The 15,040-nt window shown below is 54.7% G+C and carries 19 protein-coding genes; 11 read left to right on the top strand and 8 right to left on the bottom strand.

The annotated features are described in order from the left end of the window. Window positions 1-5 precede the first annotated feature (5 nt). Window positions 6-107 carry a small membrane protein YoaI gene (gene yoaI / locus N5C09_RS07665; protein WP_226842027.1) on the bottom strand — a complete coding sequence of 34 codons (102 nt, stop codon included), beginning with the start codon at window positions 105-107 and terminating at the stop codon, window positions 6-8. Window positions 108-394: 287 nt separating this feature from the next. On the opposite strand from yoaI, the gene N5C09_RS07670 reads away from it, so the two are divergent. From N5C09_RS07670 to N5C09_RS07680, 3 genes are all read left to right on the top strand, one after another. After that, window positions 395-1,726 (top strand): glycoside-pentoside-hexuronide (GPH):cation symporter, encoded by a 1,332-nt coding sequence (locus N5C09_RS07670; protein WP_131638135.1) that lies wholly within the window; start codon window positions 395-397, stop codon window positions 1,724-1,726. A gap of 15 nt (window positions 1,727-1,741) precedes the next feature. Beyond that, window positions 1,742-3,778: a TIM-barrel domain-containing protein gene (locus N5C09_RS07675; RefSeq protein WP_279748786.1), complete on the top strand. Its 2,037-nt coding sequence runs from the start codon at window positions 1,742-1,744 to the stop codon at window positions 3,776-3,778. A 106-nt stretch (window positions 3,779-3,884) separates the two neighbouring features. Continuing rightward, entirely contained in the window at window positions 3,885-4,331 is a 447-nt protein-coding gene (locus N5C09_RS07680; RefSeq protein ID WP_063449023.1) for a DUF441 domain-containing protein, read from the top strand. Here the strand turns inward: N5C09_RS07680 and N5C09_RS07685 are convergent. Next, a complete protein-coding gene (locus N5C09_RS07685; protein WP_107535147.1) occupies window positions 4,315-5,106 on the bottom strand; it encodes a helix-turn-helix transcriptional regulator in 792 nt (263 codons plus the stop codon). The two genes, N5C09_RS07680 and N5C09_RS07685, sit on opposite strands and share 17 nt — an antisense overlap. A gap of 99 nt (window positions 5,107-5,205) precedes the next feature. On the opposite strand from N5C09_RS07685, the gene N5C09_RS07690 reads away from it, so the two are divergent. Next, complete coding sequence (locus tag N5C09_RS07690; RefSeq protein WP_131638139.1) at window positions 5,206-6,393, top strand: CynX/NimT family MFS transporter; 1,188 nt, start codon at window positions 5,206-5,208, stop codon at window positions 6,391-6,393. A 31-nt stretch (window positions 6,394-6,424) separates the two neighbouring features. On the opposite strand, the gene N5C09_RS07695 is transcribed toward N5C09_RS07690, so the two are convergent. After that, window positions 6,425-7,132 (bottom strand): CTP synthase, encoded by a 708-nt coding sequence (locus tag N5C09_RS07695; protein WP_193032911.1) that lies wholly within the window; start codon window positions 7,130-7,132, stop codon window positions 6,425-6,427. 151 nt (window positions 7,133-7,283) lie between these two features. Here N5C09_RS07695 and N5C09_RS07700 point away from each other — a divergent pair, with 151 nt between their 5' ends. After that, window positions 7,284-7,628: a DUF488 domain-containing protein gene (locus N5C09_RS07700; RefSeq protein ID WP_279748787.1), complete on the top strand. Its 345-nt coding sequence runs from the start codon at window positions 7,284-7,286 to the stop codon at window positions 7,626-7,628. Here N5C09_RS07700 and N5C09_RS07705 read toward each other — a convergent pair whose 3' ends face one another. Both N5C09_RS07705 and N5C09_RS07710 read right to left on the bottom strand, forming a co-directional pair. Then, window positions 7,629-7,934, bottom strand: a complete 306-nt coding sequence (locus N5C09_RS07705; RefSeq protein ID WP_063449028.1) for a hypothetical protein — start codon at window positions 7,932-7,934, stop codon at window positions 7,629-7,631. A gap of 80 nt (window positions 7,935-8,014) precedes the next feature. Beyond that, window positions 8,015-8,269: a DUF333 domain-containing protein gene (locus N5C09_RS07710; RefSeq protein WP_279748789.1), complete on the bottom strand. Its 255-nt coding sequence runs from the start codon at window positions 8,267-8,269 to the stop codon at window positions 8,015-8,017. A gap of 312 nt (window positions 8,270-8,581) precedes the next feature. On the opposite strand from N5C09_RS07710, the gene N5C09_RS07715 reads away from it, so the two are divergent. Further along, the gene (locus N5C09_RS07715; protein ID WP_279748790.1) at window positions 8,582-9,610 is read left to right on the top strand and encodes a sensor domain-containing diguanylate cyclase; all 1,029 of its coding nucleotides are present in this window, start codon (window positions 8,582-8,584) and stop codon (window positions 9,608-9,610) included. 45 nt (window positions 9,611-9,655) lie between these two features. Next, window positions 9,656-9,754 (top strand): YoaK family small membrane protein, encoded by a 99-nt coding sequence (locus N5C09_RS07720; RefSeq protein ID WP_015570793.1) that lies wholly within the window; start codon window positions 9,656-9,658, stop codon window positions 9,752-9,754. Window positions 9,755-9,880: 126 nt separating this feature from the next. Here the strand turns inward: N5C09_RS07720 and N5C09_RS07725 are convergent, their stop codons facing one another. Continuing rightward, the gene (locus N5C09_RS07725; RefSeq protein WP_003857896.1) at window positions 9,881-10,129 is read right to left on the bottom strand and encodes a GlsB/YeaQ/YmgE family stress response membrane protein; all 249 of its coding nucleotides are present in this window, start codon (window positions 10,127-10,129) and stop codon (window positions 9,881-9,883) included. Between the two features lie 368 nt (window positions 10,130-10,497). Here N5C09_RS07725 and yncL point away from each other — a divergent pair, with 368 nt between their 5' ends. Both yncL and N5C09_RS07735 read left to right on the top strand, forming a co-directional pair. Then, window positions 10,498-10,590 (top strand): stress response membrane protein YncL, encoded by a 93-nt coding sequence (yncL, locus tag N5C09_RS07730; protein ID WP_203466158.1) that lies wholly within the window; start codon window positions 10,498-10,500, stop codon window positions 10,588-10,590. A gap of 111 nt (window positions 10,591-10,701) precedes the next feature. Next, a complete protein-coding gene (locus tag N5C09_RS07735; RefSeq protein ID WP_279748792.1) occupies window positions 10,702-12,201 on the top strand; it encodes an EAL domain-containing protein in 1,500 nt (499 codons plus the stop codon). A gap of 4 nt (window positions 12,202-12,205) precedes the next feature. On the opposite strand, the gene N5C09_RS07740 is transcribed toward N5C09_RS07735, so the two are convergent. Both N5C09_RS07740 and icd read right to left on the bottom strand, forming a co-directional pair. Then, window positions 12,206-12,451: a YmjA family protein gene (locus N5C09_RS07740; protein WP_112791735.1), complete on the bottom strand. Its 246-nt coding sequence runs from the start codon at window positions 12,449-12,451 to the stop codon at window positions 12,206-12,208. Between the two features lie 74 nt (window positions 12,452-12,525). Continuing rightward, window positions 12,526-13,776 carry an NADP-dependent isocitrate dehydrogenase gene (gene icd / locus N5C09_RS07745; protein ID WP_045327001.1) on the bottom strand — a complete coding sequence of 417 codons (1,251 nt, stop codon included), beginning with the start codon at window positions 13,774-13,776 and terminating at the stop codon, window positions 12,526-12,528. A 117-nt stretch (window positions 13,777-13,893) separates the two neighbouring features. Here icd and rluE point away from each other — a divergent pair, with 117 nt between their 5' ends. Together rluE and N5C09_RS07755 are read left to right on the top strand one after the other, a co-directional pair. Next, a complete protein-coding gene (gene rluE, locus N5C09_RS07750; protein WP_279748795.1) occupies window positions 13,894-14,556 on the top strand; it encodes a 23S rRNA pseudouridine(2457) synthase RluE in 663 nt (220 codons plus the stop codon). Beyond that, the gene (locus N5C09_RS07755) at window positions 14,556-15,029 is read left to right on the top strand and encodes an NUDIX hydrolase (RefSeq protein ID WP_063449033.1); all 474 of its coding nucleotides are present in this window, start codon (window positions 14,556-14,558) and stop codon (window positions 15,027-15,029) included. Before rluE ends, N5C09_RS07755 begins: the two co-directional genes overlap by 1 nt. Window positions 15,030-15,040: the final 11 nt, after the last annotated feature.

The following is a 15,040-nucleotide window of genomic DNA, read 5'->3' on the forward strand; positions in this document are numbered from 1 at the left end:
AACGGTCAGCCGTTTTCCAGCAGCAGCACGGACGCGATCAGAATAATCGCGATGATAAAAAACGAAGAGGAGATAACCAGCGTTTCGACAAACATAGGATCGTTCATGATGCCCTCAGCGTTGCCCCGATCACCCCTTTTTTACCCCCGCCAAATGACAGCGACATGACAGCGATGCATAAATAAAACGACTATTTTGCCGCTGAAACGATTCTGAGCGAAATATGTTCCGCTGCGCAAAGTCACTCATTATATGATTTATTTGTTACCGGTATCACGAAAAGAAATTAACGTAACCCCGATGCCAGATCTCGCAATTGTTAACCTTTTCATCATGGTTAACTCTGATAACGGAGCACCTCATAAATAAACCTTACACTGGCAAGGTGAATACAATGACCGAAATAATTACCCGTAAAGAAAAAATCAGTTATGGGTTAGGCGATATGGCGAGCCATATTGGGCTGGATAACGTCATTATTTTTCTGACGTTTTACTATACGGACGTAGTGGGACTGCCTGCGGCATTTGTGGGCACCATGTTTCTTCTGGCGAGAACCGCCGATGCCATAATAGACCCGGCGATGGGCTATATCGCCGACAGGACGCGCACACGCTGGGGCAAATTCCGCCCGTGGATGCTGTGGCTGGCGCTGCCCTTTGGGGCAAGCTGTCTGCTGACCTACGCCGTACCGGAGTCGCTCGATCTGCATGGTAAAATGATTTTCGCGACCGTCAGCTATACCCTGATGATGCTGATGTATACCGCGATTAATATCCCCTATTGCTCTATGGGCGCGGTAATTACCCCTGACAACGATGCGCGAATTTCCCTCCAGTCTTATCGCTTTTTCCTGGCCACGCTGGGCGGCGCGCTGTCGACATTCTTTATGATGCCGCTGGCAGAATTTTTAGGCGGCGACGATAAATTGCTGGGCTACCGCTGGGCGATGGCCATTATGGCAACTGTCGCGGTCGTCATGTTCTGGATCTGCTTCGCCAATACGCGCGAGCGTATTAAGGCTCCCGCCACCCACAATAATTATCTTGCGGAACTAAGGGATTTATTACGAAACGACCAATGGCGTGTTGTCGCCGTACTGGTAATAACCAACATTGGTTTTGGCGTTATTCGCCTTGGCGCAATGATGTATTTCGTCACGTATTATCTCGGTAGCGCGAGCTATTTTATGTGGATGCTCGGTGCGCATATTCTCGGAAAAGCCGCAGGCAGCGCGCTGGCTAAACGTCTGACGCAGAACGTGAGCAAAGTGCAGATGTTTGGCTACTGTTCTGTGCTGGCGGGAGTACTCAGTATCGCCCTGTTCTTTGCGCCTAAGTCGGTGCTGATTCTGGTACCTATGACGTTCATCGTCTCCACCCTTTACCAGGCCACCACCACGCTGATGTGGGTGATGATGGCAGACGTCGCCGACTACGGCGAATGGAAACAGGGCAAACGCATGGACGGCGTGATCTTCTCCACCTTCCTCGCCGTTCTCAAGCTGGGGATGGCAATCAGCGGCGCGATTGTTGGCTGGACGCTGGGCTTAAGCGGCTATGTGGCCAATGCCCCGGAACAGACCACCACGGCGATGTACTGCATCATTGCCCTCTTCACTCTCGTGCCTGGCATCTTGTCGCTCTGCGCGTTTGCCACGCTGCGCTGGTACAAGCTCGACGACAGCACTATGCAGTCTATCCATCTCGCCAAACACCCCGTTTAGAAGGACGCGTTATCCATGAGTGAGCTGATTCAACATTCCAACAGTATCGAATGGCGTTTTGAACGTCAGATCCTGCGTATTGAACCCTGGGGGGAAAACAGCCTGCGCGTCAGGGCCACCTGTTCCCCGACGTTCGATGAAGCCTTGCAGGCGCTGTTACCCGCTACACCTTGCGAGGCTGAAATCGTCGCCGAAGCGGAAAGCCTGACGCTGCGCAACGGCAATATCACCGCGAGGCTGAACCTTAAAGGTCAGCTGGCCTTCTACAATCAGCGCGGTGAGCTGCTGCTGGAGGAGATGTGGCGCCAGCGTTCTACGGTCGGTATCGGTGCCAGCGAGAAGAGTCAGGATAAATACGTCAGCGCCCTGAAGCTGGATGGCCGCGAATTTAAGCCGCTGATGGGCGGCAAATATCAGCTTACCGTCCGGTTTGAATCGCGTCCGGAAGAACGCCTCTATGGCATGGGTCAGTATCAACAGCCGTGGCTGGATCTGAAAGGCTGCACGCTGGAACTGGCGCAGCGCAACTCCCAGGCAAGCGTCCCCTTTATGCAGTCCAGCCTTGGCTATGGCCTGCTGTGGAACAACCCGGCGATTGGCGAAGCCAGCTTTGCAAAAAACCAGACGGAATGGCGCGCCCGGGTCACAGGTGAAATGGACTACTGGATCACCGCCGCTGACACGGTGGCGGAGATCACCCGCCAGTATGTGAAAGCCACCGGTATGCCCCCGGCAGCCCCGGCGTTTATCAGCGGGCTGTGGCAGTGTAAATTGCGATACCGCACCCAGCAGGAGGTGCTGGAGGTCGCGCGGGAGTATCGCCGCCGTAACCTGCCGCTGTCGGTCATGGTCATCGACTTTTTCCACTGGCCGAATCAGGGCACCTGGTGCTTCGATCCGGTGGACTGGCCCGATCCTAAAGCAATGGTCGACGAACTGCGCGAAATGGGTATTGCGCTGATGGTGTCGGTGTGGCCAACGGTAGAGGCGCGCAGCCCCCTCTACCCGCAGATGAAAGCCAAAGGGTGGCTTGTCAGCAGCGAACGCGGCGTACAGGTTAACCTCGATTTTATGGGCAATACGACGTTCTTTGACGCCACGCATCCCGAAGCGCGCGAGTTAGTCTGGGATACGGTGAAGCGAAATTATTACGATTTGGGCATCAAACTGTTCTGGCTCGACGAAGCGGAACCGGAGTACCGCGCCTATGATTTTGATAACTATCGCTACCACGCCGGTCCGGTGCTGGAAGTGGGCAACCGCTACCCGCGCGATTTTGCGCAGGGCTTTTACGATGGGCTACAGGCAAACGGTGAAACTGAGATAGTTAACCTGGTACGCTGCGCCTGGGCAGGCAGCCAGCGCTATGGCGTGCTGGCGTGGTCGGGTGATGTCCACTCCTCGTTCCATGCTTTTCGCAATCAGCTCGCCGCCGGACTGAATATGGGGCTGGCGGGGATCCCGTGGTGGACTACCGATATCGGCGGCTTCCAGGGAGGGAACGTCAACGACCCGGCGTTCCACGAATTGCTGATCCGCTGGTTCCAGTGGGCGGTGTTTACGCCGGTTCTGCGCATGCACGGCTATCGCGAGCCGCAGATCCAGCCCCCGGAGCGCTATCGGGACGGTATTCCTCAATGTAACAGCGGTTCGCCTAATGAGCTGTGGAGTTACGGAGAAGAGAATTACGCCATCATGCAGCACTGGCTTACCGTGCGCGAAACCCTGCGCCCGTATATTGACGCGCTGTACCAGCAGGCGCATCTGCACGGAGACCCGCTAATGCGTCCGCTGTTCTGGCACTATCCGCAGGATAAGCAGAGCTGGGCGTGTGAAGATCAGTATCTGTTTGGCGAAGATCTTCTCGTGGCGCCGGTTATGCAGGCCGGTCAGCGTGAGCGCGATGTCTGGTTACCGAATGGCAATAGCTGGGTCGCCCTTAACGGCGAACGCTACCCCGGCGGGGAGCATATCCGGGTGCCCGCGACGCTGGAAACCATCCCGGTGTTTATCCGCGACGGGAGTCCGCTTATCCCGCAACTGGTAAACTGACTTCAGGCAAGCGCCCAAAAATAGACAATTTTTTCACTAAAGCCTGCCTGCCGTCGCGTTTGCGCGTAAAGTAAGCAGGCTTACTATTTTTGGCAAGGATCCCGTCATGCTCGACCCTACTCTGCTTATACTTCTGGCCCTGGCTGCTTTGGGTTTTATCAGCCACAACACCACCGTCGCGATTTCCATTCTGGTACTGATCATCGTTCGCGTTACGCCGCTAAACACCTTCTTCCCGTGGATTGAAAAACAGGGGCTAACCATCGGGATCATTATTTTGACCATCGGCGTGATGGCACCGATTGCCAGCGGAACGCTGCCGGCCTCAACGCTGCTGCACTCCTTTGTGAACTGGAAATCGCTGGTGGCGATTGCGGTGGGCGTTTTTGTCTCCTGGCTTGGCGGACGCGGCGTGACGCTGATGAGCAGCCAGCCCTCACTGGTGGCCGGCCTGCTGGTGGGCACCGTGCTGGGCGTGGCGCTGTTTCGTGGCGTGCCGGTTGGCCCGCTGATTGCTGCCGGGCTGGTTTCGCTGTTTATCGGGAAGTCGTAGTCAGGCTGGCGATATAGCGGGCGGGCGTCTGCCCCAGCCCTTTCTTAAACATGGTGATAAAGGCGGTGGTGGAGTCATACCCCAGCGCCTGCGCCGCCTGCTGTACTGACTTCCCGCCGATCAGAAACTGCAACGCGACAATCAGCTGGAGCTGGTGTCGCCAGCGGCGAAAGCTTAACCCGGTCTCTTTCACCACCAGCCGTGCCAGATTGCGCTCGCTCATGGCAAAGTGGCTGGCCCACTGGGCCAGCGTCTGCCAGGCGGCAGGCTCGTTTGCCATGGTCTCACTCATCAGGCGAATTTTCGGATGCGGAGAAACCGGCAGCTGGAGATGCTCCTGCGGTTGCAGGGGCAGTTCGTCAAACAGGACGTCAACCAGTCGGCCAGTCGCGGGAAGCGGCAGTTCTTCCCGCGACCTGTCCGCGAGCGCCAGCACCAGCTCCCGCACCAGGGGCGATATTTTCAGCGTACAGGTACGCGCCGGCAGGTCGAGCGCGCCGGGTTCAATAAACAGCAGGCAGAGCTGCGCGCCGGGCGTCGCCCTGTTGCTGTGCGGCGTTTGACCCGGGATCCACACCGCATACTGGGGCGGCACCATCAGCATCGCGTTTTCCACTTCGCAGGTTATCGCCCCACCCAGTGCCATAATCAGCTGCCCTTTGCGGTGCTGATGAAGCGGAATAAATTGTTCTTGTGCCACTACGCGGATGCGAAAGGCCACCGCCGCATCGTGCTGGCTGTCGGGATCGTAGCCGTCGAGCCCCAGTCCGTACATAAAGTTGTCCGATATTAGCGATAAACTGTCATTTTAGCCTGATTTCAACCACGACTTAAATCGGTATTGTATGCGCTCGCCTGAACGTAAGAGACAATAATGACTACTGCTATTCAACCTTCCGGGAAACAGGGTGCGCTGCTGGTTGCAGGTATCCTGATGATTGCCACGACGCTGCGCGTCACGTTTACCGGCGTCGCCCCCCTGCTCGACACCATCCGTCAGGACTATGGCTTAAGCACGGCGCAAACCGGTCTTCTCACGACGCTGCCGCTGCTGGCCTTCGCCTTAATCTCTCCCCTTGCCGCAGGCGTCGCCCGACGGTTGGGCATGGAGCGCAGCCTTTTTATCGCGCTGCTGCTGATATGCATCGGGATTGGCATACGTTCGCTGCCGTCGGCGTCGCTGCTGTTTATCGGTACGGCGGTCGTTGGCTGCGGGATTGCGCTGGGCAATGTCCTGTTACCCGGATTAATCAAACGCGATTTTCCGGGCCAGGTCGCAAAACTCACGGGGGCGTATTCGCTGACGATGGGGGCCGCCGCTGCCGCAGGATCGGCGCTGATCGTCCCGCTGTCGCTGGGGAATGCCGGCTGGCACGGGGCGCTGCTGATGCTGATGTTCTTCCCGCTGGTGGCGCTGCTGCTGTGGTTACCGCAATGGCGCCAGAAGCCCGCAGCTACCCTGACGGGAGCGGGCGCGCTGCACAACCGGGCCATCTGGCGCTCCGCCCTTGCCTGGCAGGTGACGCTTTTTCTGGGCATCAACTCACTGATTTACTACGTCATAATCGGCTGGTTGCCCGCAATTCTGATCAGCCACGGCTACAGCGAAACGCAGGCGGGCTCCATGCACGGCCTTCTCCAGCTGGCCACCGCTGTTCCCGGTCTCGCCATTCCGCTTATCCTGCACCGTCTTCGCGATCAGCGTGGCATTGCCGGGCTTGTCGCCCTGATGTGCGCCGTAAGCGCGGCAGGGTTCTGGTTTGCGCCGCAGCTGGCCGTCGTCTGGACGCTGGTGTTTGGCTTTGGATCCGGCGCCACCATGATCCTCGGCCTGACCTTTATCGGGCTGCGCGCCAGTTCGGCCCATCAGGCCGCCGCGCTCTCCGGCATGGCGCAGTCCATTGGCTATCTTCTGGCGGCCTGTGGGCCACCGCTGATGGGGAAAATTCACGATACCGCCGGAGACTGGCGCATTCCGCTGCTCGCCTGCGCGCTGGCTGCGGTGGTGATGGCCCTGTGCGGCATGCTAGCCGGGCGCGATCGGGAAATCACACCCCGCTGACACACAAGGCAGACCTTTCGGTCTGCTTTCTTTATGCCTGCGCCGCCCGCAGCATGGCCTGGACCAGCACCACCGGGCGCCCTTGCAGCGCGGCTCGCTCATGCTGGAACAGGGTGATCACATAGAAGGGATGGGTCACCAGCTCTGCCGCGCGGATCTCGCCCTGCTCGTCCCAGCCCGTCACGCGCATGTCGCCCCGCTCAAGCTGCCGGGCAAACTCAGGCGAGACGCCGTAATTGCAGTGATACCCTTCCTGAATTTCCGGCTTCCCGTACGCTTTGGCAATCAGGGTGTTGTTCCGCAGTTCGATCGCGTCGGTTTGTTCCACCAGCGAGCAGGCCAGCGGCGCAATCACCATCCTCCCTTCGGTATCGGTTTCGGCATGGCCTGCATCGTGCCAGCCCAGCACGTTGCGCGCATATTCAATCAGCGCATGCTGGAACCCGCCGCAGGTGCCGAGAAAGGGGATGCTGTTTTCGCGCGCGTAACGCGCCGCAATAAACGCCGCCTCGGTGTTTTTATACGGGCTTGCCGGAACCAGCCAGATGGCATCGTAACCGACCAGGTCTTCGGGACTGGTGAGCTCAGGCGTGGCGAGCCAGTCATAATCTGCGGTGAGATCCAGAACCGCAGCGGCGTCATCAATCGCCAGCGGGATAGCCTGGTGCGCAATAACATCGGGATTGTAATCACCAACCAGCGCAATGCGCAGCGTCGTTTTAACCGGGGAGAGTTCCATGAGAGATTCCTTATGCCGGAGGATTTTCAGATAACATAAGGAACCTCAGACTACCGATCTTTTGCAATTATCACAATACCTTAAATTGGGTGGATAAAAGCCTGGTGCTATAGTGTTCTTGCTGAACGTCAGACGGTAGGGAGGAAAACGGATGATTCAATGCAAACGCGTGTATGAAGAGGCAACGTCAGACGATGGTTACCGGGTGCTGGTAGACAGACTCTGGCCGCGAGGTATGAAAAAGAGCGATCTCGCCTACGATGAGTGGTGCAAATCGCTAACGCCGTCGAGCGAACTGCGTAAAGCCTTCCACGGTGAAGCGATCGATTTCAACGCGTTCAGTGAAGCCTATCGAAAAGAGCTGGCGCAGCATCAGGATGAAGGCAAACGCCTGGCAGCCCTCGCCCGACAGCAGACCGTGACGCTACTCTATGGTGCGAAAAATACGGAGCAGAATCACGCGCAGGTGCTGGCGGACTGGTTGCGGAGATTTTGATTAGCCGATCGCCAGCTCATCAACGATGCGTGGCATCTCGTCCGGCGTCAGCGGCATCAGATGTTCCGGGCGAACAAACGCAAAACCGTGCTGGTTATCAAATGCGTAGACATCACCGGTGACCAGCCACAGCGGGCGCGCTGACGTGGCGGGTAACTGCGTCATGACGCCGTTGACCGGGTTCACAAAACGCTGGCCTGGCTGACAGAGGCCAAACAGCTCAACGGATTTACCAATATTTCGACGGCCTGCCGTCGTACGCGCACCCACGATCATCGCCATGCTGCCCGGTTTTAACTGAAACATACTTCTTCTCGCAAACGTGCTGCCAGAAACTGGCTAAGAATAATCCTAAAGAGAAGTGTATCGCAGTTTTATTGCCGTTGTCATCTGGTCGGTTGCGGATGATCGCGGCGGTAGAGATCCCATTCATCGATCGTTTCTCCGCCTGGCAGTTTGCACTCGGTACGTACGCCCTGAGGGCTTTGAACAGGGATTTGCTCTCCCCCTTTCTCCAGACAGTACACTGACGCCGGGTTTGCCATACCAATAGCGTGCGGCGGCTCAGGCGCATCGGGAGGGAGTGTCTTTGTTGAGCATGCGGCCAGCGGTAGTACCAGTGCCAGGAAAAGATATTTCATTTTCACGATCCTTCAGGGTGTTGAAAACGTCAGAGTAACGGGTCATCGCCGTTTTCTCCATGATTTCTCCATTAAACCTGCACGATTCGTCCCTATAGTGGGGTCTGTTCTCACTCTGACCAGAGAACATCATTCCGTAATCAAGATGTTTTGCCCCGGCCTTCGCGTCGGGGCTTTTTTTTAGCACGCCCGCCCTGGTTTCCAGAAGAATATATAAAATTTCCCCTATTCATGATTAACTATGACCGGAGTCTATAATTTCAGCATAACATGCAGCTACAGAGGCCTTCTGCATGGGAGTCAACCTGCTTTATGTCAGATATCATTCTTGCCCGTGTTTCAGAAACCCTCGCCACCGAGCAATCTCTCGACAGTCTGGTGCGTCAGCTACTGGAAATGCTGGAAATTGTGACCGATATGGAATCAACCTACCTGACCAAAATCGATATCAATGCGCGTTTACAGCACATTTTATATGCCCGTAACAGTAAGCAAATGCAGATCCCGGCAGGGTTCAGCGTGCCCTGGGACGAAACGCTGTGTAAGCGCGCCATGGATAGCGACACGTTGTTCAGTAACGAGGTGCCTGAACGCTGGCCAGAATGTGAGGCTGCTAAAGCGCTGGGGATTACGACCTATATGAGCGTACCGGTTCACCTTGCTGACGGTACCTTGTACGGCACGCTTTGCGCGGCAAGCACCGCACAGAAACAGTTCAGCGAGCGTGGCGAGCAGGTGATCAGACTCTTTGCCGGGCTAATTGGTCAGTACATTCAGAAAGAGTCGCTGGTGCTTCAGCTTCGCGAAGCCAACGCCGCGCTCATTGCCTACTCATACACCGACGCCCTTACCGGCCTGCCAAACCGTCGCGCCATTTTTGAAAATCTCACCACCCTGTTCTCACTGGCGCGCCATCTTAACCGCAACGTCATGATTGCCTTTATTGACCTTGATGATTTCAAGCGAATCAATGACCAGTACGGTCATGAAGCGGGCGATCGGTTCCTCGTTCAGGTCGGCAATCGGCTGACGCACGAGCAAACGCAGGACGAAATTATCGGCCGGCTCGGCGGCGATGAATTTCTGGTTGCCAGCCTGAGTAACAGCAATGATGGCGACACCAGCTCAGAGGTCAACGCAATCAAAACCCGCCTCAACGGTCGTATCGCGGGCGAATACGGGTTAGGAAATGTCACTATTCTCTATCCCGGTGCAAGCTATGGCGTCGTTATTGTGGACCCTCACAGCACGGATGAAGATAGCGCCCTGCGCACCGCAGACCTCGCGATGTATCAGGATAAAAAGGGAAAAAGCAAAACAGGCTTTGTCGCGTTAGATTAAAACCGTACACTCTACGGCCTTATACAAACTCAAACAGGTGATGGCATGAGAATAGGGATCCTCTTTCCGGTTGTAATTTTTATCACGGCGGTGGTGTTTTTAGGCTGGTTTTTCCTTGGCGGATACGCCGCGCCGGGGGCATAAGTGAGAAAAACGACCCTCATCATGCTGATTGTGGCCATCGTAGCCCTAGCCGGTACCCAGCTGGGCTGGTGGTAAGCCAAAGTAAAAAGGCCGCCATCAGGCAGCCTTTTTTAACACAGTTCAGATTTAGCTTTTGATTTTTCTGTAGATAAACAGAACAACCAGCGCGCCAATCACCGCGACGACAAAGCTGCCGAAGTTGAAGCCATCAACTCTGCCAAAGCCGAACAGGGTACTGATCCAGCCACCAACGACTGCACCCACAATCCCCAGAATGATCGTGACGATGAAACCGCCGCCATCTTTGCCCGGCATAATCCACTTCGCCAGGATACCCGCAATCAGCCCAAAGATAATCCAGGATAAAATTCCCATAGCTTTCCTCTCCGTATGGTTTTTGTCATTAAATCAACGACACAGAAAAGGATAGCACAGGATTTGAGAAAGGAAATTTGTGATAAGAATCACACGGTTCGTTTGAGTAAAATCTGAACAGTAGAAATTTGCCGTTCCACATGAATCGTGGGGTTGCATCTTTTGTTGAGAAAGATTATCTTTCTCAATACTGAATGGTTGAGCAAATCACTCAGGTATTCAGTACGACATTGCTCACATTGCTTCCAGTATTTCTTGCCCACTTTTTAGTGGGCTTTTTTTTGCCTAAACCCACCAAAATCTGGCGTTTTATCGCAGGTGGCGAAACGCTATTCTCTGTGGCTACTGAACAGCAAAGAATTGATAACATGAACGTATCGAGCAAATTTGTCATCTGCCTGAATCTAATTTCTGCCAGTACGCTACTGTTACTGCTCTCCACACGGTTTGAGTGGTTCTGAATAGAACGTAGCCTGCACGGCGATACCGCGCTGGCTCTTCTCTCATACTTGTAGCTTTTATGACCTGTGTTAAGATCCCTGCACCTCAGGACGTGGCGGGACAGCAGGAATATGAAGAAGGCCATTAGCGTTGCTATCATCTCAACCTTTCTGGTCGTCCTGTCGCTGTATGCTGTTAACGCCATCATCGTTGAGCAGCAAAAGGACCGGCAGAGGGAGATCTCCCACACGCTGTTACGCTATTCCGAAGACTTGACGCAAATTATCGCCAGCACGCTTAAAACGACTTCCGCGAAGGGATGCGATAGCGCGAGTCTGAACGACTACCGTAAATTAAAGATGCAGAGTCTCTATTTCGCCGATGTGGGGTTTATTGAAAATGGGAAAATCACCTGCACCGCATTTTGGGGCAAGCTGGCAAATCCCATCGCCCTTCCCTCTGAGCTTCATGACACTCTGAACGGATTCAGCCTGGCGCAATTTTCACAGAAAGATTTCTTTGTGGGCAATGCGACAATTTATAACCATCTTATTATCTTCACGTCACGTACAGCCTACGATAAATTTTCTCCCGTTACCGCCAACTATTCACTTCGTTCTTCCACGAAAGATTTCGACCGGACCTTTTTCACCGTTACGTCTCCTACAGATAACCTTAGCCGCCTGTCGTCTCTGCTATTCACGCAGACCGTGACGCAGTGCAGCACCCGCTGGGATTTGTGCGTTACCGTCACCCATCACAACGCCGGACTGGCATCGCTGTCCCGCGTAGTGATGGTGCTCCTGTGCCTGTTTTTATACTTTATCTGGGTATCGCTGACGCTGTTTTCTCTGCGACTTTACGAAGACCGGCTTTCTCTGGAGCGTACGCTGGTCAAAGCGGTGAAAGCGAATACCATCAGCGTACACTTTCAGCCCATTATTCGGGTTGCTGATAAGAAAATCGTTGGGGTTGAAGTGTTATCGAGATGGCAGGATAACAACCACAAAGAGGTTTCTCCCGAGCTGTTTATCCCGTTGATTAAAAAAATTGGGCTGTATAACGTTTATTACCGGAACATGATTAAAAAATCCCTGTCGGAAATTGCCGCGCTGGCCACTGAACATCAGCTCATGATTTCACTGAACGTTGGGCGAACGGAAATTGAAGACGGCAAATTCCTGGCGGTATTACGCCATGAATGCCTACAGCACGCGCTTCCCTTATCGTTAATAAAGATCGAATTATCCGAGAATGGCGTGTCCACCTCGGCCATCCTTGAAGAGTTTTGTGAGGAGCTTAAATCGGCAGGCGTCAAAATTTCCATAGACGATTTTGGCGTGCAAAATTCTAATCTGGCCAGGCTGTCAAACCTCAAGTATGACGAAATCAAAGTGGATAAGTCGTTAGTGGATGGCATCAACGAGCATTATAAACAGGATATTCTGGCGATCTTTTGCGACGCGCTCGCTAAGCTGCACAAAACCCTCGTGTTTGAGGGCGTCGAAAGCGAAACGCAATATCAGTTCATCGCCCAGAGATATCCTGATGCCCTCGTGCAAGGCTGGTACTTTTCAAAATCGTTAACCCGGCGCGACCTGGCCAGCCTGCTGGCAGACTCAGCACGATGAAGCGTTATTCATTGCCCCATTGATTCAGAAAGTTTGCGATATCGTCAATGCGCGCTTCATCAATATCCGCCTCGACAGCCATCTCCCGCTGCGCCTCTTCACTGATTTCCTCATTGTTGTATAAGCGAGTGAGCAGCAGCTGGAAATAGCGTGCCAGCGGCGTACGCTCTGCCTCTTCGACCGGTTTCGCCGTTTCAGTCGCATACTCATCGACGATGTCATAATACTTGAGCGGGATATCATGGTTCATAGCGTTTTTCCGTCTTTTGTGCATAAAAAACGGGAACCCTCAGGCTCCCGTTGTCATTTAACCCAGCGAGTGGATTACATGTTCGCGATAATCGCGTCGCCAAACTCTGAGCATTTCAGAAGTTTAGCGCCTTCCATCAGACGTTCAAAGTCATAGGTGACGGTTTTCGCGTTAATCGCGCCTTCCATACCCTTAACAATCAGGTCTGCGGCTTCGAACCATTCCATATGACGCAGCATCATCTCTGCGGACAGAATGATAGAGCCTGGGTTGACTTTGTCCTGGCCCGCGTATTTCGGTGCAGTACCGTGAGTGGCTTCGAACAGAGCGCACTCGTCACCGATGTTCGCGCCCGGCGCGATACCGATACCGCCAACCTGAGCTGCCAGCGCATCAGAGATGTAGTCACCGTTCAGGTTCATACAGGCGATCACGTCATACTCAGCAGGACGCAGCAGGATCTGTTGCAGGAACGCATCGGCGATCACATCTTTAATGACGATCTCTTTACCGGTGTTCGGGTTCTTAATCTTCTGCCATGGGCCGCCGTCGATCAGCTCACCGCCGAACTCTTCGGTCGCCAGCTGGTAGCCCCAGTCTTTGAACGCGCCTTCGGTGAACTTCATGATGTTGCCTTTGTGCACCAGGGTCACAGAGTCACGGTCGTTGGTGATAGCGTATTCGATAGCTGCACGCACCAGACGCTTGGTCCCTTCTTCGGAGCACGGCTTAATGCCGATACCGCAATGCTCTGGGAAGCGAATTTTCTTCACGCCCATCTCTTCGCGCAGGAATTTGATCACTTTTTCTGCATCAGCAGAATCCGCTTTCCATTCGATACCGGCGTAGATGTCTTCAGAGTTTTCACGGAAGATAACCATGTCGGTCAGCTCCGGGTGCTTAACCGGGCTTGGGGTGCCCTGGTAGTAACGTACCGGACGCAGACACACATACAGATCCAGTTCCTGACGCAGCGCCACGTTCAGGGAGCGAATGCCGCCGCCAACTGGCGTGGTCAGAGGGCCTTTGATAGCAACGCGATAGTCGCGGATCAGGTCCAGCGTTTCGGCTGGCAGCCAGACGTCCTGGCCATAAACTTGAGTGGATTTTTCACCGGTGTAAATTTCCATCCAGGAAATTTTACGCTCGCCTTTGTAGGCTTTCTCAACAGCGGCATCAACCACTTTCAGCATTGCCGGGGTAACGTCTACGCCGATACCATCACCTTCGATGAACGGGATAATCGGGTTGTGAGGAACGTTAATCTTGCCGTTTTGCAGGGTGATCTTTTTACCTTCCGCCGGAACAACTACTTTGCTTTCCATTAACCTCTCCTTCGAGCGCTTCTGGTTGTTACTGATCTTATGTTAATAAATTGTAATGAGCCTTCCGATAGTACCTGATTGTCCGACGCCATGAAAGGTCTTCGTTATTAGGCTATAATGCGGCAATTGATAAAGCCTGAAAATACCATGAAGAAAACTTCTTTTAGAAAACACCGGGTTGAGCGATTCAGCTCACAACAAGCGACCAGAAGAATGCCAGAAACCCAGCCGACGCGGGTCATACTGTTCAATAAACCCTACGATGTTTTGCCGCAGTTTACCGATGAAGCCGGGCGCAGCACGCTGAAGGATTTTATACCCGTACAGGGTGTCTACGCGGCCGGGCGACTGGATCGCGACAGCGAAGGGCTGCTGGTGCTCACTAACGACGGCGTCCTACAGGCCAGGCTCACTCAGCCGGGAAAACGTACCGGAAAAATTTACTACGTGCAGGTTGAAGGCGAGCCGGACGACGCCTCGCTGGCAAAGCTGCGCAACGGCGTGACGTTAAACGACGGTCCCACCCTGCCTGCGGGTATTGAGCGCGTGAATGAGCCCGAGTGGCTGTGGCCGCGCAATCCGCCGATTCGTGAGCGCAAATCCATTCCCACCAGCTGGCTTAAAATCACCCTTTATGAAGGCCGCAACCGACAGGTCAGGCGCATGACTGCGCACGTGGGATTCCCTACCCTGCGACTCATTCGCTACGCGATGGGGAGCTACACGCTGGACGCACTGGCAAACGGGGAATGGCGTGACGTTACCCCCAAGGAGAACTGATGTTTAAACCTCATGTTACGGTCGCCTGCGTGGTCCACGCGCAGGGCAAATTCCTGGTGGTGGAAGAGACCATCAACGGCAAAGCGCTGTGGAATCAGCCAGCCGGGCACCTTGAAGCCAATGAAACCTTGCTCCAGGCGGCAAAGCGCGAGCTGTGGGAGGAGACGGGTATCCGTGCCGAACCGCAGCACTTTATCCGCATGCATCAGTGGATAGCGCCTGACCGCACGCCTTTCCTGCGCTTTTTATTCGCCGTTGAGCTTAACGAAACGTGCGCCACTGAACCGCACGACGACGATATCGATCGCTGTCTGTGGGTGACTGCCGAGGAGATCCTGACCGCGCCAAACCTGCGCTCGCCGCTGGTTGCCGAAAGCATCCGCTGCTGGCAGTCTGCGGGCCGCCTGCCGCTGGATGTCATCGGAGAGTTTAACTGGCCGTTTACAGAGGGTGTCAATGGTGGGGGGGCGTGATAGAATACGCC

It is taken from the genome of Enterobacter sp. GD03975, assembly GCF_029838645.1.
In the GTDB taxonomy this organism is placed as follows: domain Bacteria; phylum Pseudomonadota; class Gammaproteobacteria; order Enterobacterales; family Enterobacteriaceae; genus Enterobacter; species Enterobacter quasihormaechei.

Bases quoted from the DNA above. Each gene is read 5' to 3' on its own strand.
- N5C09_RS07725 (WP_003857896.1), bottom strand. From the start codon at position 10,129: ATGGGAATTTTATCCTGGATTATCTTTGGGCTGATTGCGGGTATCCTG.
- icd (WP_045327001.1), bottom strand. From the start codon at position 13,776: ATGGAAAGCAAAGTAGTTGTTCCGGCGGAAGGTAAAAAGATCACCCTG.
- rluE (WP_279748795.1), top strand. From the start codon at position 13,894: ATGCGGCAATTGATAAAGCCTGAAAATACCATGAAGAAAACTTCTTTT.
- N5C09_RS07755 (WP_063449033.1), top strand. From the start codon at position 14,556: ATGTTTAAACCTCATGTTACGGTCGCCTGCGTGGTCCACGCGCAGGGC.
- N5C09_RS07675 (WP_279748786.1), top strand. From the start codon at position 1,742: ATGAGTGAGCTGATTCAACATTCCAACAGTATCGAATGGCGTTTTGAA.
- N5C09_RS07715 (WP_279748790.1), top strand. From the start codon at position 8,582: ATGTCAGATATCATTCTTGCCCGTGTTTCAGAAACCCTCGCCACCGAG.
- N5C09_RS07680 (WP_063449023.1), top strand. From the start codon at position 3,885: ATGCTCGACCCTACTCTGCTTATACTTCTGGCCCTGGCTGCTTTGGGT.
- N5C09_RS07740 (WP_112791735.1), bottom strand. From the start codon at position 12,451: ATGAACCATGATATCCCGCTCAAGTATTATGACATCGTCGATGAGTAT.
- N5C09_RS07685 (WP_107535147.1), bottom strand. From the start codon at position 5,106: ATGTACGGACTGGGGCTCGACGGCTACGATCCCGACAGCCAGCACGAT.
- N5C09_RS07670 (WP_131638135.1), top strand. From the start codon at position 395: ATGACCGAAATAATTACCCGTAAAGAAAAAATCAGTTATGGGTTAGGC.
- N5C09_RS07705 (WP_063449028.1), bottom strand. From the start codon at position 7,934: ATGTTTCAGTTAAAACCGGGCAGCATGGCGATGATCGTGGGTGCGCGT.
- N5C09_RS07720 (WP_015570793.1), top strand. From the start codon at position 9,656: ATGAGAATAGGGATCCTCTTTCCGGTTGTAATTTTTATCACGGCGGTG.
- N5C09_RS07710 (WP_279748789.1), bottom strand. From the start codon at position 8,269: ATGAAATATCTTTTCCTGGCACTGGTACTACCGCTGGCCGCATGCTCA.
- N5C09_RS07695 (WP_193032911.1), bottom strand. From the start codon at position 7,132: ATGGAACTCTCCCCGGTTAAAACGACGCTGCGCATTGCGCTGGTTGGT.
- yoaI (WP_226842027.1), bottom strand. From the start codon at position 107: ATGAACGATCCTATGTTTGTCGAAACGCTGGTTATCTCCTCTTCGTTT.
- N5C09_RS07700 (WP_279748787.1), top strand. From the start codon at position 7,284: ATGATTCAATGCAAACGCGTGTATGAAGAGGCAACGTCAGACGATGGT.
- N5C09_RS07690 (WP_131638139.1), top strand. From the start codon at position 5,206: ATGACTACTGCTATTCAACCTTCCGGGAAACAGGGTGCGCTGCTGGTT.
- N5C09_RS07735 (WP_279748792.1), top strand. From the start codon at position 10,702: ATGAAGAAGGCCATTAGCGTTGCTATCATCTCAACCTTTCTGGTCGTC.
- yncL (WP_203466158.1), top strand. From the start codon at position 10,498: ATGAACGTATCGAGCAAATTTGTCATCTGCCTGAATCTAATTTCTGCC.